The organism is Frankia sp. CoBUL1 (assembly GCF_978021245.1).
In genome coordinates this window covers 1-14,646 of record NZ_CDXDOS010000071.1, presented here as the reverse complement: position 1 = coordinate 14,646, position 14,646 = coordinate 1, and the positions used below count along the sequence as shown (strand labels likewise).

Here is a 14,646-nt window from a genome sequence, read left to right as displayed (position 1 = left end):
CCACCCCGACCACGCCCCGATCCGGCTGCGTGCCGGCGCGGCCAGCCAGGCGGTCACCGTCACGCGGTGCCGAATGACCACCCGCGAGCAGCACGACCGTCAGAACCGCGGTCAAGGCCCCTGCCGCGGTGCAGAGGACGGGGCCGGCGCGACGCCGTCCCGCATGGTGCCGCCCGTGCTGTCGAAGCATCGAATCCTTCGGTGGTCGGACCCCCGACCGCATACCTGGATCGATCAAGGTTAGCCGGCCATAGCCAGAAATTGCCATAAGAAAAGGAATTGATCGTCCAATGTGATCTGGTCGTAACGTCGTGGAGACTACCGGCCCACGGATCTCCCGGCAGGATCCGGCGCCGCGGGGCACTGACGGACAACATCCCTGCGCTCCTCGCCCGCCCCCTCGGCGCTCCTCGCCCGCCCCGGACTACCGCGGCCCCTGGTCGGGGAGCCGGCCCGATCGCCGACGCAGCAGCTCGCCGGCGATCCCGGCGATGACGGAGATGACGATCACTACGAGCGCAATCCACACCGCCGCGTCCCGCAGCCCAGGAATGGCTGCCGCCGTATAACCCAGAAGGATCAATCCGGTCCCCCAGACGAGCGCCCCGAGCACGACCGCGATCAGAAAGCGGGACCATGACATCGCCACGGTCCCGGCGAGTACCGGCGCGAACGTCCTCGCCCACGGCACGAAGCGGGCCACAACCAGGGTGATCGGCCCGAACCGCCGGTAGAATTCCTCCGTACGGGCCAGCACCGTGGCGTGCCTGCGCTCCAGGTACGGCCGGCCGAGACGATGCCCGGTGTAGTAGCCCGCCGCCGCCCCGACGGTGGCTGCCGCCGCGACCCCGATCGCGAGGACCGCGACGGACACGTTCGACGCCGCGTCCGCCGCCATCAGCCCGGCCGCGAAGAGAATGGTGTCACCCGGAAGCCAGAACCCGATCAGGATCCCGCTCTCGACGAAGATGACCGCGAAGAGGACGACGTACAGCGTCATCCCGGACAGGCTGCCGACGTCCACTCGACCAGTGTGCCGGCCCTTGGTCGGCACCCGCCGACCAAGTCGGCGGGGACCACATCGCGCGGATCCGCACCGCGCCGGCGACGTCAGCCGCATCCGATCCCGGGACGGGGCAAGGCGTCATACCCTTCGCCCATCAGGAGTCCACGGCGGGCTTCGGCCCGATCCGGCTGCCCTGCACCGCGGGTGCATGGCTGATCGGCGCCCCTACAGGTTCGTAAGGAGCCCCACCGATGCCCATCGCCACGCCAGACGTATACGCCGAGATGCTCGACCGGGCGAAGGCCCAGTCCTTCGCCTACCCCGCGATCAACGTGACCTCGTCGCAGTCCCTGAACGCCGCGCTGCGGGGCTTCACCGAAGCCGGCAGTGACGGCATCGTGCAGGTGTCCACCGGCGGTGCCGAGTACCTGTCCGGCTCGACGGTGAAGAACATGGTCCTCGGCGCGGAGGCACTGGCCGAGTTCGCCCACCACGTCGCGGAGGCGTATCCGGTCAACATCGCCCTGCACACCGACCACTGCCCGGCCGACAAGCTTGACACCTACATCCGTCCCTTGATCGCGATCTCGAAGAATCGGGTGGCCCAGGGGCGCGAGCCGCTCTTCCAGTCGCACATGTGGGACGGCTCGGCGGTCCCCCTCGAGGAGAACCTCAAGATCGCCGAAGAACTACTCGCGGACGCCGCCGCCGCAAAGATTGTTCTCGAGGTCGAGATCGGGGTCGTCGGCGGCGAGGAGGACGGCGTCGTCGGCGCGATCGACGAGAAGCTCTACACGACGCCGGAGGACATGTGGCGGACGGCCGAGGTGCTCGGCACCGGCGCGAAGGGGCGCTACCTGCTCGCCGCCACCTTCGGCAACGTGCACGGTGTGTACAAGCCCGGAAACGTCAAGCTACGCCCGACGATTCTGCACGAAGGACAGGAGTACGTCGCCAGGAAGCTCGGGCTGCCAGCCGGCGCGAAGCCGTTCAACCTCGTCTTTCACGGCGGTAGCGGGTCGGCTCTCACCGAAATCCGCGAGACCCTCGACTACGGGGTGGTCAAGATGAACGTGGACACGGACACCCAGTACGCATTCACCCGCCCCATCGTGGACCACGTGTTCAAAAACTATGACGGCGTTCTCAAGGTGGACGGTGAGGTCGGCGTGAAGAAGGCGTACGACCCGCGTACCTACGGAAAGCTCGCGGAGAGCAGCATGGCGGCCCGCGTCGCCCAGGCGTGTGAGGACCTCCGTTCCGCCGGCACCAGCCTCGGGCGGGCATAGTCCGGCCCAGGAGCGCACGCCGGCTGGCGGGATCGGTTCGTCGGATACCGGCCGGCCTGTCCGCCGGCTGGCGGACAGGCGGACAGATAGCCACCGGCCGCGAAACCAGGCAACCGAGCAACCGCCGCCGCTCGTCCGAGGACATTCTCCGGGCCCCTCGGTCCGACCCTCTCCATCATTTCCGGCGGACGGAACGACCGGCACGCGGCGGACATCCGACCCGCCCCGGTCCGATGCACGACCCGCCGATTTCCCGTACTATGCCGGCCCGCACGGTCCCCCGGTCGCTCCGACGGCTGGGGGACCACTGTTTAGCGGGCGCGGCATCCCGCTCCTCGCGTAACGCCGCCCCCGCCGGCAACCAGCAGGTTTCGGCCAAATGAGCGGACACGCACCGGACCTTCGGTAACCGTTCACCTACCGCCCCGCCCCCACGGAACCCCTTCGCCCACTGCGGTGGCCCGACAGGCGCTTTTTACAGTAGGTGTCCGATTGAATCCGCCGTGTGCAAAAATCACAACGCTGTAAGTTACCGCCCGATTTCCGTTGTTTTTCTCACAAAAACAGGCTTCAATGGACGAAGTGTAGTATCAGGCCGATCACTCGCGTCGATCTCGTAGCAGGGCCGTCACGCCTTTGTCGACATGTCACACATCTGGCCTGATGTGGGACTCTCCGCTCATCGTCGACCATCGGCAAACAGGGTGACCGGCCGAGCACAAATGCCTCCGCACGCCGTACCGCCAGGTTGATGAGCGGGCGCGCACGCGCGATACCAGGCCGCCAGTTCCTACTCAAGCAGGCGCGCCGAGTGTGCTCTTTTTCACGCACCCTATTCAATGCTTGGCGACTCGCCGGGCGGCGTGGTTATGGTTTTCGCCGTGCCCGGCAACAACGTCGGGCATTCGTCGGGCGGCACGCCGAATCCTGCCCCTGGCCGACGATTTCTCGAACCGGGCGGCAGGAACGGGGGACCCATCTCCGAGTATCGAAAGGATTCGATGCTCTCGGGGTGAAGCCATGTGCGACGACCACACGGAAAGGTATTTCCGGTGCGGCTTCCGTCTCCAGGGATCCCTGGCACGGCCGGGCAGTTCCCAGCCCGAATCCGACAGCTCACCTCGCAGGCGTGGGGAAGGACCACAAGACATGTCCGACGCACGTATCAGTGGCCGACAATGCCGCGCCGGTACCCGCAGCCGGGCCCGGGCTCTCGTGGTCGCGCCAGTACTCGCGGCGGCGGTGGGCGGCACCTTCGCGCTCAGCCAGCCGGCCGATGCGGCCACCACCTGGACGGGCCTGCGGCAGTGCGAGTCCGGCGGTGACTACACGACCAACACCGGCAACGCGTACTACGGCGCTTACCAGTTCTCCGCCAGCACTTGGCACAGCCTCGGCTACGGCGGTCTGCCGCACCAGGCTCCCCCGGCCGTCCAGGACGAGGCCGCACTCAAGCTCGCCCGGAGGTCCGGCTTCGGCCAGTGGCCGGCCTGTGGCCGCGGGATGGGCGCCGACCAGCTCGCGGGCGGCTCGTCGAGCTCCTCGGGCCAGGCCTCGCGCACGACGGAACGCCGCGAGCTGACGGTCAGTCCCATCTCCATGAGCACTCCTGTATTCACCCGTAACCTGACGACCGCACTGGCCAGGCAGGTACGTGACGACGTGCGGGCCTGGCAGGCCCGCGTCAACCATCTGGGCTATCCGCTCACGATCGACGGCCGCTACGGACCACGCTCCGCCGCAGTCGCCCGCGCCCTGCAGGCCGCCAAGGGACTCGCCGTCGACGGCATCGTCGGCCCGGCGACCTGGCGGGCCACCTTCCGCTGATCCGCTGATCCTCTCCATCAGCTCCATCAGCTGATCCATTCGCTCCGCTCCCGTGGCGGAGGGACGACCGCCGCGGGAACCGGACATCCCACCCCGGCGACACCGGTCAGGGGATCTCACCTCGACGACGGGCTGGCCCGACCGGCCTCCGGACGATCTCCGGTTGACGGCCCGTACGGGCCGGCCCGTACAACCCACCACCAGCATCACCCGGACCGCACCCTGACATCACCCGGACCGCACCCTGACCGGCCTCCGGCAGGGCCGATCCTCGGCGGGGCCGATCTTCGGCAAGGCCGACGAGGAACAGCAGGACCAGCGAGCCACCTGCGGAACCTGTATGGAAGTGGCACGATTCGCGCGATCCTCACTGGTTACTCCGGACCACCCCGGTTTGCGCTCCATGAGCGGTTCTCGCTAGAGTGCCTCTCACTCGCCTCGTCGGCGAGGCCGCCCGGACGGACGCCGAGTCCTGCCCCCGTACGAGCGGCCGGAACGAACATCGACCGCAGCGGGCAGGAGTGGGGGACCCACATTTCGGGCGCCGCAAGCGGCGTCCTTGGGGTAAAGCCGGTGCGTCCCGGCCCATGGTGGAGAGCGGTTCCCACCCGGGGTCGGATCCTCCGGCCGGGCCATCCCAGCCCGCACCCGACAGCTCACCCCGCAGGCGACGGGATTGGACTGACATGCCCTCTGGGCGTCGTGGCGGCAGACATCGAGCACCGCAGGCCCCATCGCCCGCCGGTCGCATCCTGCGCACCACCGGCGCGGTCACGGCCATCGTCGGCAGCGGCCTCGCGGTCACCGCGGCTCCGGCGGGCGCGGCCACCTCCGACGACTTCGCCAAGCTCCGCCAATGCGAGTCCGGCGGCAACTACGCGGTCAACACCGGCAACGGCTTCTCCGGTGCCTACCAGTTCGACGACCAGACCTGGCACGGGCTCGGGTACTCCGGCCGCCCGTACCAGGCATCGCCCGCCACGCAGGACGAGGCGGCCGCGAAGCTCTACAACCAGCGGGGCTGGCAGCCATGGCCGTCCTGCTCGGTCAAGATGGGCCTGACCAACAACGGCCCGGCCAGTGTCCCGGGCGGCTCCGGTGACGTCATCCAGCAGGCCATCACCCCGGTGGAACCCCCCATAACGCTGGACCGGGCCCGCCGGGAGATGGGGGACGGCTCGTTCAGGGGCACGGTCCTCGACGCGTCCCTCAGCGACGACGTTCGCCCGGACGCCTTCGTCTGGCAGGACAGGATGCGTCAGAAGGGCTTCGTACTCACCGTCGACGGCAAGTTCGGACCGCAGTCGCAGGGCATCGCCGCGCTGTACTCGTACCTCACCCGGGTGAGCGACGGTCAACCCGGGGTCGTCGGCCAGAATCTGTGGAACGTCAGCGTCAGGGCCTGACCGACCGGTCACCGTGCGCGCAGGGCAAGCGCGTCCGGGGTGACCTCCATGACGTGTGCGGCCGGTCGTCGGGCAGGATGCACTCATGATGACGCCGTCCACCTCGGGAAAGCCCAACCTGCTCTCCGGTCCGCCGCCGACGCTCCTGCCCTCCGACGCGGCCGCGACCGATGCGCTGGTCGCCGGTGATCCGCCGGATGCCGTCGCCGCCCGGCTGTCCGCGTTCAGCGTGCCTTGGGCCGCGCTCGCCGAGCTCGCGCTCACCGGCGGACGACCCGTCGAGGCCTATGCCTACGCCCGCACGGGCTATCACCGCGGCCTCGACGCCCTGCGCCGCTCGGGCTGGAAGGGCAACGGGCCGATCCCCTGGTCACACGAACCCAACCGCGGGTTCCTGCGTTCGCTCGCCGCTCTCGGTCGGGCGGCCGCGGCCATCGGGGAGGCCGAGGAGGCCACCCGCTGCCGGATGTTCCTGGCCGACAGCGATCCCGTCGCTGCCAGTGAGCTCGGCTTCACCTGACAGTGAGTTCATCAGGCCGTGTCGGTGGTGGAGACCAGCGAGGATGCCGCAGCCGGCCCCACGACCCCGTCATCCCTAGTAACCTCGCCCGGTGCCTGCTCTTGTCCTCATCGGTGCCCAGTGGGGCGACGAGGGAAAAGGAAAGGCGACCGACCTCCTGGGCGGCGCCGTCGATTACGTCGTCCGCTACCAGGGTGGCAACAACGCCGGCCACACCGTGGTCATCGGGGCGGAGAGTTACGCGCTCCACCTGATTCCCAGTGGCATGCTGCGGGCCGACTGCGTTCCCGTGATCGGCAACGGGGTCGTCATCGACCCGGGCGTGCTGCTGGCCGAGATGGACGGGCTCACCGCCCGCGGCATCGACGTCTCCCGGCTCCTGATCAGCGCGAACGCCCATCTGATCATGCCCCATCACCGGGCGCTGGACCGGGTCATCGAGCGCTACCTGGGCAAGGCGCGGATCGGTACCACCGGTCGCGGCATCGGTCCCACCTACGGCGACAAGGTTGCCCGTACGGGCATCAGAGTGCAGGATCTCCTCGACCCGGGCATCTTCCACAAGAAGCTCGAACTGGTGCTACGGGAGAAGAACCAGATCCTGGCCAAGGTCTACAACCGGCGCCGGATCGAGCTCGACGAGGTGGTCGAGGAGTACGCCGACTACGCGAAACGCCTGCAACCCCACATCGCCGACACCGGTCTGATCCTCGACCGGGCGCTGCGCGCGGGCAAGGTCGTGCTGCTCGAAGGCTCCCAGGGCACCCTCCTCGACGTCGACCACGGCACCTACCCGTTCGTCACCTCATCGAACCCGACCGCCGGCTACGCGGCCACCGGCGCCGGCATCGGCCCGACGAGGATCAGTCGGGTGATCGGCATCATCAAGGCCTACACGACCCGGGTCGGCGCCGGCCCCTTCCCCACCGAGCTGGACGACAAGGTCGGAGAGGAGCTGCGCCGCATCGGCGGGGAGTTCGGCGTGACGACCGGCCGGGCGCGGCGCACCGGCTGGTTCGACGCCGTAATCGCCCGCTACGCGGTGCGGGTCAACGGCCTGACCGACCTTTTCCTCACCAAACTGGACGTCCTGTCGGGCTTCGACCGGGTGCCCATCTGCGTCGGCTACGACATCGGCGGCGAACGGGTTGACGAGATGCCCATGACCCAGACCGAGTTCCACCACGCCAAGCCGATCTACACCGACCTGCCCGGCTGGCACGAGGACATCTCCGACGTCCGGTCGTTCGCCGACCTGCCCGGCGCCGCGAAGGACTACATCAGGGCGTTGGAGGAGTTCTCCGGCGCCCCGGTGTCGGCGGTCGGCGTCGGTCCCGGGCGGGACCAGACGCTCGTCATCAATGACCTGGTCTGAAACGACTGGTCCGGAACGGACCTGATCTGATCCCGCCCGGCGCGGGCCGAGATCCGGTCGGTTCCGGTTGCACCCGGAAGCATTACCATCGACGCTTGGGCAGTCACGCAAAGCAATGACGTCCGGGGGTGGTGGCGGTGGCCGTTGTCAGGTCCCGGCCGTCGGATGACGATCCTTCCATCCCCGGGCAGACACCGCTGTCGCTGCCGGAACCGGCCGAAGCCCCGCAACCGGCCCGTTGGCCACCGGCCGTGAGACGCGGTTACCTGCACCCGACCGACTCCGACGCCTGGCCGGTCGGGTTCTCCCCCACCGGCGAGGCTCTGCCGCAGACCCTGACCGACGTGCTGCTGCGGGGCAGCCACGCCATCCGGAGCTCGAAGCGGGCCGAGGCACAGCGGCTCGAACGCGCCGCGGCCGTCGCCAGTCACGTCGACACCCAGATCCGTGACTTCCTGGACTTCTGCGCGGCCGAACACCTGGTACCACCGGTCACGGTGCGGGCGACCCGCACCACGCCGCACCGCGCACCGGTGCGGTACCGTGCCGGGCGGCCGCTGCCCGCGCTGGACCTGAGCGAGGGCGGGGCGCCACGGGCGGTTACGGACCCGGCGGCCCGGGCCGACCCGGCGGATCGGGCGGATCGGGCGGACGCGGGTGAGGCTGCCGTCGACCCCGGTCGCCGCCGGCGTTGGCCGGGACGGCGGGAACGGCTACAGGCGTGGCCACTGCTGTACTGGCGCTGCGAGAACTTCCCGGCTGCGGGGCGGTCGCTGCACCTGTTCGTCGAACCGGGTGGGCGCGCCTTCGAGGGCCGCGACGATCCCGCCCCGCTGACCGTGCTCGGCCGGGAGGTCCGGGTCTGGCCGGTCGACGCCGCCGCCATCGTCGCGGGCATGGCCGAGGTGGACGCACGCCGCTGCGCGCTGCACCTGGTGCACGGCATGGCCCACCTGCTCTGGCGGTCGGGTGTCGGGCTGTAGTCGCTCAGCGCGGATCGTCCCAGATGATCGGCCGGGAGTCACCGGCACCGACCGGGCACGACGCACACGATGATCAACACACCCGCTACTGTGGAACCGTGACCCGACCGAACTGCGACGACGCGATGCCCCAGGCGGGGTTCGCCGGTTCGCGATGGCACCCGCGCCCGGTCCGGATCTCCGTCCCGGCGCCGCGCGCCAGGGACAACCGGTGACGGCCGCCACCGACCCTCGCGTCCCCCGCGCACGGCCGTGGCGGCGACGCGGCCCGCTCCGCCGGCGTTACCGGGAATTCGCCGCCGCGCACCGGGCCGCTGCTTGCGTCGCGAGGTGAACTGATGAAGATTCTTGTTGTCGGCTCCGGCGGCCGTGAACACGCGCTGTGCCGGGCGCTCGCCCGCGATCCCCGGGTCGGCTCGCTGGTCTGCGCGCCCGGAAACGCCGGAACCGCCGAGCTCGCCGAGCCCCGCCCGCTCGACGTCGCCGACCCGGACGCCGTCGCCGACCTTGCTGAGGCGGTCGGCGCGGACCTCACCGTCGTCGGTCCGGAGATGCCGTTGGTAGCCGGGGCCGCCGACGAGATACGCGCCCGCGGTCTCGCGGTCTTCGGCCCGAGCGCGGCCGCGGCCCGGCTGGAGGGCAGCAAGGCGTTCGCCAAGGAGGTCATGCGCGCCGCCGGGGTGCCCACGGCGGCCTCTCGCGACCACACCGAGATCGAGCCCGCCTTGGCCGACCTGGACGTCTTCGGCCCGCCGTACGTGGTGAAGTACGACGGGCTCGCCGCCGGCAAGGGCGTCACGGTGACCGAAGATCGCGACGCGGCCGTCGCCGCGGTCCGCGCGAGCCTGCGCGGACCGGACGACCGGGTTGTTCTCGAGGAGTACCTCGACGGGCCCGAGGTCTCCCTGTTCGCCGTGGTGACCGAGTCCGGCGCGGTCCTCCCGATGCTGCCGGCGCAGGATCACAAACGGGTCGGCGACGGCGACACCGGCCCGAACACCGGGGGGATGGGCGCGTACACCCCGCTGCCCTGGGCCTCGCACGGCCTGCCGGCGGAGATCGTCGCCACGGTGATCCGGCCGACGGTGGCCGAGATGGCCCGGCGCGGCACCCCGTTCACCGGTCTGCTCTACGCCGGGCTCGCGCTGACCACCCGCGGGCCGCGGGTGGTGGAGTTCAACGTGCGCTTCGGTGACCCCGAGGTGCAGGCCATCCTCGCCCTGCTCACGACGCCGTTGACGGACGTGCTCTCCGGCCGGCGGGCACCGGTGTGGCGCTCCGGCGCGGCGATCAGCGTCGTCGTCGCCGCGCACGGCTATCCGGTGGCCCCCAGGCTCGGCGACCCGATCCGCGGGCTCGCCGCCGCCGGCGCGCTGGCCGGCGTCGACATCCTGCATGCCGGTACCCGTAGGGAGCCGGATGGCCGGATCGTCTCGGCCGGCGGCCGTGTGCTGTCCGTCACGGCCATCGGCTCCAACCTGGAGTCCGCGCGAGGATCGGCCTACGAGGCCGTCAGCCGCATCTCGCTGCCCGGCGCCCATTACCGCACCGACATCGGAGATCCGTCCCGGATGCGCCACGCGGCCGACGTCCGTCGAACGGACATCGCGTCCGGCGAGGATCCCGCAGGACATAGAAAGAAGGAGTAGACCGTGTCGCAGAGCACCCCCGGGCCGGATCATCCCCAGGTGGCGATCGTCTTCGGATCACCGTCGGACACCCAGACCATGAGCAAGGCCGGCGCCACTCTGGAACGCTTCGGTGTGCCCTACGAGCAGGTGTCGCTGTCGGCGCACCGCGCGCCGCGCACCCTCGCCGACTACGTGGGTCAGCTACGGGCCCGCGACATCTCGGTGGTCATCGCCGGGGCAGGCCTGGCCGCCGCGCTGCCCGGCACCATTGCGGCCCTCACCACGCTGCCGGTAATCGGCGTGCCGATCTCCGGCGGGGCGCTGGACGGCATGGACTCGCTGCTCGCCATCGCGCAGATGCCGCCGGGCGTCCCGGTCGCGACCGTGGGTCTGAACAACTCGACGAACGCGGCGATCCTGGCGATCCAGATCCTGGCGCTGGCCGATCCCGATCTGGGGCTGAAGCTGGCCGCGTTCAAGGACGAGTTCGAGCAGGCCGCGGCGGACGGGCTGAGCGCGGCGGCTGCGGCCGGCAGCCAGCCATGATCGGCCGGTACACCCTGGCGGAGATGGGCCGGGTGTGGTCGGAGGCGCACAAGTACGAGCTGTGGTGTCGCGTCGAGGTGCTGGTCATGGAGGCGCACGCCGCCGCGGGCCGCATCCCCGCCGATTCCATCGAGCCGGTCCGGGCCGCCCCCGCTCCGACGCCCGAAGCCGTCGCCGAGGTGGAGGCCGTCACCCAGCATGACGTCATCGCCTTCCTGACCGCCTGGGCCGACCGCACCGAACCCCGGTCCGCCGCCGCCTACGTGCACTTCGGCATGACCTCCTCCGACCTGCTCGACACGGCGCTCGCGCTGCAGCTGGTCGAGTCGACCGACCTGCTGCTCGCCCGGGCGGACACTCTCGTCGCCGCGCTGCGCGACCTCGGTCTGGCCCACCGGAACACCCTGCGGGTCGGCCGGACGCACGGCATCCACGGCGAGCCGACGGTGTTCGGGCACCGCGTCGCGGACCTGGCGTTCGGGCTCGCCCGCTGCCGCGACCGGCTGCGCGCGGCCCGCGCGGACGTGGCCGTCGCCAAGATCTCCGGCGCGGTCGGGACGTACTCCAACATCGACCCCGACGTCGAGGCCTACGTGGCCGACAAGCTGGGCCTCACCGCGGCCCCGGTGGCCACCCAGGTCGTGCTGCGCGACGGCATCGCCTCCTGGGTCGCGGCGCTGGCCGGGCTCGCGACCGTCTGCGAGGCGGTCGCCCTGGAGGTCCGGCACGGCCAGCGCACGGAGGTCCGGGAGCTGTCCGAGCCGTTCGGCTCCGGGCAGAAGGGCTCCTCCGCGATGCCCCACAAGAAGAACCCGATCATGTCGGAGCGCATCGCCGGGCTCGCCCGGATCGTCCGGGCGCAGTACGTCCCGGTGCTGGAGGGCGTGCCGCTGTGGCACGAGCGCGACATCTCCCACTCCTCCACCGAGCGCATCGCGCTGCCGGATGCCGCCACCGGCGTCGACTACCTGCTGCACCTGACGACCCGGCTGGTCACCGGGCTGGTCGTGGACACCGCACGGATGCGGGCGAACCTCGATGCCACGGGCGGGCTGGTCTACACCTCGGCGGTGCTGCTCGAACTCGTCGAGACGGGGCTGTCCCGCGAGGACGCCTACGCCGTCACCCAGGCGGCGGCGATGGAGACCTGGCAGACCGGCGTGCCGTTCCGGGAAACGCTGCGCAAGCACGCCGGCGACCGCGGCCTGCCCCTGGACGAGGCCAGGCTCAACGAGGTGAGCCGGCCCGAGCGCTACACCGAGCGCCTCGGCTCGGTCTTCGACGCCCTGGCGGCCCTCACCTGACCCGCACCCCCGCACCTGACCCGCCGCGCAGCCGCGCAGGCATGGCGCGGTGCCCCGGCCGGCAGGTGCTGTTGTTCTCCCTGGGTACGGTCTGTCTATGCCGCTTACACATGAGGAGTTCGCCGGACTCACCCACCTGGGTTCGGGCAAGGTCCGGGAGCTGTTCGCGGTCGGGGACGACGCCGTGCTGCTGGTCGCCAGCGACCGCATCTCGGCGTTCGACGTGGTCCTACCGACCGAGATTCCCGACAAGGGAGCCGTTCTCACCGGGCTTTCGCTGTGGTGGTTCGACCAGCTCGCCGACCTGGTCCCGTCCCACGTCGTCAGTTCGAACGTCGACGAGTACCCCGCCGAGCTCACTCCGTACACGGAGCAGCTGCGTGGCCGGTCGATGCTGTGCCGACGCCTGAACATGGTGCAGATCGAGTGCGTCGCCCGTGGTTATCTGACCGGCAGCGGGCTGAAGGACTACCAGCGCACCGGCGCGGTCAGCGGGCATCCCCTACCCACCGGGCTGGTGGACGGCAGCAAGCTGCCGGCACCGATCTACACGCCGTCCACGAAGGCGCCGATCGGTGAGCACGACGAGAACATCAGTCGGGCCGACGCGGCCGGCCGGATCGGCACCGAGCTCGCCGCCGAGCTCGAGCGGCTGACCCTGCAGATCTTCGGCCGGGCCAGTGTCCTCGCAGCCGAGCGCGGCATCCTGCTCGCTGACACCAAGTTCGAGTTCGGTCATGACACCCAGGGCACGCTGCGGCTCGCCGACGAGGTCCTGACCCCGGACTCGTCCCGGTTCTGGCCGGAGGACACCTGGCGGCCCGGGGCCTCCCAGCCGTCCTTCGACAAGCAGTACATCCGTGACTATCTGACGAGTACCGGCTGGGACAGGACCGCGCCGGGGCCGGAGCTGCCCGCGGACGTTGTCGAGGCGACCCGGGCCCGTTACGTGGAGGCCTACGAGCGACTGACCGGTATCTCCTTCAAGGACTACCTGTCCACCGTCTGACCGCGCTCGCATCGCGAACAGCACGAGAAGTTATGTTCTGGATACTATAAGTTCATCTTAAGTTCTCTCCTAGAAGATCGAGATATCGAGAGAGGTGAGCTGCCATGGCCACGAAGACGGACCCTCCGCCACGGGCACGGACACAGCCGCACCGGGAGGACACGGACACCTCTGCCCCTGCGCGGGACCAGCGGCAGCCGGCCGCGCCCACGGGCCCCGAGCGATCGTCTGGCACACGCACCTTCACGGTCCGGGCACCGCTACTCACGTCGCGGTTCGAGGTTGGACGAGGTACGAGCATGCAGTGGCCGTCACTGGGCAAGAGCGCCTACTACCTGGGACTCGGCGGGCTCGCCGCGGCCTCAATCATCGAATGGCCGGTCGCGGCGGCGATCGCCGCCGGCACCTACGTCGCGCAGCACACCCGCCCAGGAGCCCCCACGCCCTCCTCCCCCCAGGGGGCCGAGGCCCCTGAGCGGGCTGAGCCCGCGCACGCCGGGAGCTGAACTCCGGCGGACTCGCCGCCCCCACGAAGTGGGGCATAACGTCATAAAGCAACAAATTGCACCTTCCGGCGTGAGCAGAGGGCTTCGTTCGGGACGATCGCCCGAACGAAGCCCAGCTCACAGGGGAGGGCGGCAACCATTGCAGCCGAGTTACAGTTGCCAACGACGTCCGGTACCCCATCCGAGGACTGGAACGGATCATGACTACTGTTTTCTCCACCACGCCCGGCCGCCCATCGACGGAATCCCGCGATCAGGCGGCCACCGCCACGGTCCCCTCCGCAAGGAGCATTGCCCCCTCCGCCCGGCCCAGCACGCTCCCCGGCTCGTCCCGTCCCGTCCTGGCCAGAGACCGGGCCGAGCTGCGCGCCGCGCTCGCCGCGCTCGACCGGCAGGCCAACATCGCCCGGCGGGATGAGGCCGGTCTGCCCGCGCCGGACGGCGCGCCCACTCGGGCGGCAGCCGGGCAGCCGCGCCCGACCAGAGCCGTCGTCATGACAATGGGAGCGCTGCACGAGGGCCACGCCTCGCTGCTGCGCGTCGCCCGGGCCCAAGCGGACCAGGTGGTTGCCACGATCTACGTTAATCCGCTGCAGTTCGGCGCGGGTGAGGATCTCGACCGGTACCCGCGCACCCTGGCCGCCGATCTCGACGTGTGCGCGGGGGAAGGAGTCGATCTCGTCTTCGCCCCCGGGGTGATCCACGACCCGCCGCCGCTCGTCCGGTTGCAGGCCGGGCCGCTCGGTGAGCTGCTTGAAGGCGCCGCCCGTCCGGGCCATTTCGATGGGATGCTGACCCTGGTGGGGACCATGCTCCACCTGGTCCGTCCGGACCTGGCGTTCTTCGGGTGCAAGGACGCCCAGCAGCTGGTCTGCATCCGCCGGATGGTCGCGGACCTCGCCTTCGACGTCACCGTGATCGGTGTGGAGACCGTGCGCGAGCCCGACGGCCTCGCGATGTCGAGCCGGAACGTCTACCTGACCCCCGACCAGCGGCGCAGCGCGCTCGCACTGTCCCGAGCGCTCGCCGCCGGGGCACGGGCCCAGGCGGGCGGGCGGGACGCCGTGCTCGCGACCGCGCGGGAGGTCCTGGCCGCCGCGGACGGGGTGGACGTGGACTACCTCGCCCTGGCCAGCCCCGACGATCTACGTCCGGTCCGGAGCGGTCCCGCTCTGCTACTCGTCGCAGCCCGGGTGGGCACCACCCGCCTGATCGACAACATCGATCTCGTCCTGCCTCCGGAA

At 70.4% G+C, this 14,646-nt stretch carries 13 protein-coding genes and 1 riboswitch; of the genes, 12 read left to right on the top strand and 1 reads right to left on the bottom strand.

The window, feature by feature from the left end; all coding sequences use genetic code 11:
* Window positions 1-424: 424 nt before the first annotated feature.
* The gene (locus AC08OX_RS07970) at window positions 425-1,054 is read right to left on the bottom strand and encodes a DedA family protein (protein WP_476607218.1); all 630 of its coding nucleotides are present in this window, start codon (window positions 1,052-1,054) and stop codon (window positions 425-427) included.
* Between the two features lie 203 nt (window positions 1,055-1,257).
* Between AC08OX_RS07970 and fbaA the strand changes: the two genes are divergently transcribed.
* From fbaA to panC, 12 genes are all read left to right on the top strand, one after another.
* On the top strand, window positions 1,258-2,295 hold the full coding sequence (gene fbaA, locus AC08OX_RS07965) for a class II fructose-bisphosphate aldolase (protein ID WP_476607217.1): 1,038 nt from the start codon (window positions 1,258-1,260) through the stop codon (window positions 2,293-2,295).
* Window positions 2,296-3,213: 918 nt separating this feature from the next.
* A riboswitch (cyclic di-AMP (ydaO/yuaA leader) is annotated at window positions 3,214-3,426 on the top strand.
* A gap of 18 nt (window positions 3,427-3,444) precedes the next feature.
* On the top strand, window positions 3,445-4,122 hold the full coding sequence (locus tag AC08OX_RS07960) for a transglycosylase family protein (protein ID WP_476607216.1): 678 nt from the start codon (window positions 3,445-3,447) through the stop codon (window positions 4,120-4,122).
* Between the two features lie 686 nt (window positions 4,123-4,808).
* Window positions 4,809-5,528, top strand: coding sequence for a transglycosylase family protein (locus AC08OX_RS07955; protein WP_476607215.1), 720 nt, complete (start codon window positions 4,809-4,811; stop codon window positions 5,526-5,528).
* Between the two features lie 85 nt (window positions 5,529-5,613).
* Window positions 5,614-6,048, top strand: coding sequence for a DUF3151 domain-containing protein (locus AC08OX_RS07950; protein WP_476607214.1), 435 nt, complete (start codon window positions 5,614-5,616; stop codon window positions 6,046-6,048).
* A 91-nt stretch (window positions 6,049-6,139) separates the two neighbouring features.
* Window positions 6,140-7,423 carry an adenylosuccinate synthase gene (locus tag AC08OX_RS07945; RefSeq protein WP_476607213.1) on the top strand — a complete coding sequence of 428 codons (1,284 nt, stop codon included), beginning with the start codon at window positions 6,140-6,142 and terminating at the stop codon, window positions 7,421-7,423.
* 137 nt (window positions 7,424-7,560) lie between these two features.
* Window positions 7,561-8,406 carry a hypothetical protein gene (locus AC08OX_RS07940; protein ID WP_476607212.1) on the top strand — a complete coding sequence of 282 codons (846 nt, stop codon included), beginning with the start codon at window positions 7,561-7,563 and terminating at the stop codon, window positions 8,404-8,406.
* Window positions 8,407-8,744: 338 nt separating this feature from the next.
* On the top strand, window positions 8,745-10,055 hold the full coding sequence (gene purD, locus AC08OX_RS07935) for a phosphoribosylamine--glycine ligase (protein WP_476607211.1): 1,311 nt from the start codon (window positions 8,745-8,747) through the stop codon (window positions 10,053-10,055).
* 3 nt (window positions 10,056-10,058) lie between these two features.
* Window positions 10,059-10,583: a 5-(carboxyamino)imidazole ribonucleotide mutase gene (gene purE, locus AC08OX_RS07930; RefSeq protein WP_011438725.1), complete on the top strand. Its 525-nt coding sequence runs from the start codon at window positions 10,059-10,061 to the stop codon at window positions 10,581-10,583.
* Window positions 10,580-11,887 (top strand): adenylosuccinate lyase, encoded by a 1,308-nt coding sequence (gene purB, locus AC08OX_RS07925; RefSeq protein ID WP_476607210.1) that lies wholly within the window; start codon window positions 10,580-10,582, stop codon window positions 11,885-11,887. Before purE ends, purB begins: the two co-directional genes overlap by 4 nt.
* Before the next feature lie 97 nt (window positions 11,888-11,984).
* Window positions 11,985-12,896 (top strand): phosphoribosylaminoimidazolesuccinocarboxamide synthase, encoded by a 912-nt coding sequence (locus AC08OX_RS07920; protein WP_043590473.1) that lies wholly within the window; start codon window positions 11,985-11,987, stop codon window positions 12,894-12,896.
* Window positions 12,897-13,195: 299 nt separating this feature from the next.
* Window positions 13,196-13,402 (top strand): hypothetical protein, encoded by a 207-nt coding sequence (locus AC08OX_RS07915; protein ID WP_476607209.1) that lies wholly within the window; start codon window positions 13,196-13,198, stop codon window positions 13,400-13,402.
* A 200-nt stretch (window positions 13,403-13,602) separates the two neighbouring features.
* Window positions 13,603-14,646: pantoate--beta-alanine ligase (panC, locus tag AC08OX_RS07910; protein ID WP_476607208.1), on the top strand; the 1,044-nt coding region annotated here is incomplete at its 3' end.

Excerpts from the sequence above, each read along its gene's own strand:
- fbaA (WP_476607217.1), top strand. The coding sequence starts at position 1,258 with ATGCCCATCGCCACGCCAGACGTATACGCCGAGATGCTCGACCGGGCG.
- AC08OX_RS07960 (WP_476607216.1), top strand. The coding sequence starts at position 3,445 with ATGTCCGACGCACGTATCAGTGGCCGACAATGCCGCGCCGGTACCCGC.
- AC08OX_RS07955 (WP_476607215.1), top strand. The coding sequence starts at position 4,809 with ATGCCCTCTGGGCGTCGTGGCGGCAGACATCGAGCACCGCAGGCCCCA.
- AC08OX_RS07950 (WP_476607214.1), top strand. The coding sequence starts at position 5,614 with ATGATGACGCCGTCCACCTCGGGAAAGCCCAACCTGCTCTCCGGTCCG.
- purD (WP_476607211.1), top strand. The coding sequence starts at position 8,745 with ATGAAGATTCTTGTTGTCGGCTCCGGCGGCCGTGAACACGCGCTGTGC.
- purB (WP_476607210.1), top strand. The coding sequence starts at position 10,580 with ATGATCGGCCGGTACACCCTGGCGGAGATGGGCCGGGTGTGGTCGGAG.
- AC08OX_RS07920 (WP_043590473.1), top strand. The coding sequence starts at position 11,985 with ATGCCGCTTACACATGAGGAGTTCGCCGGACTCACCCACCTGGGTTCG.
- AC08OX_RS07915 (WP_476607209.1), top strand. The coding sequence starts at position 13,196 with ATGCAGTGGCCGTCACTGGGCAAGAGCGCCTACTACCTGGGACTCGGC.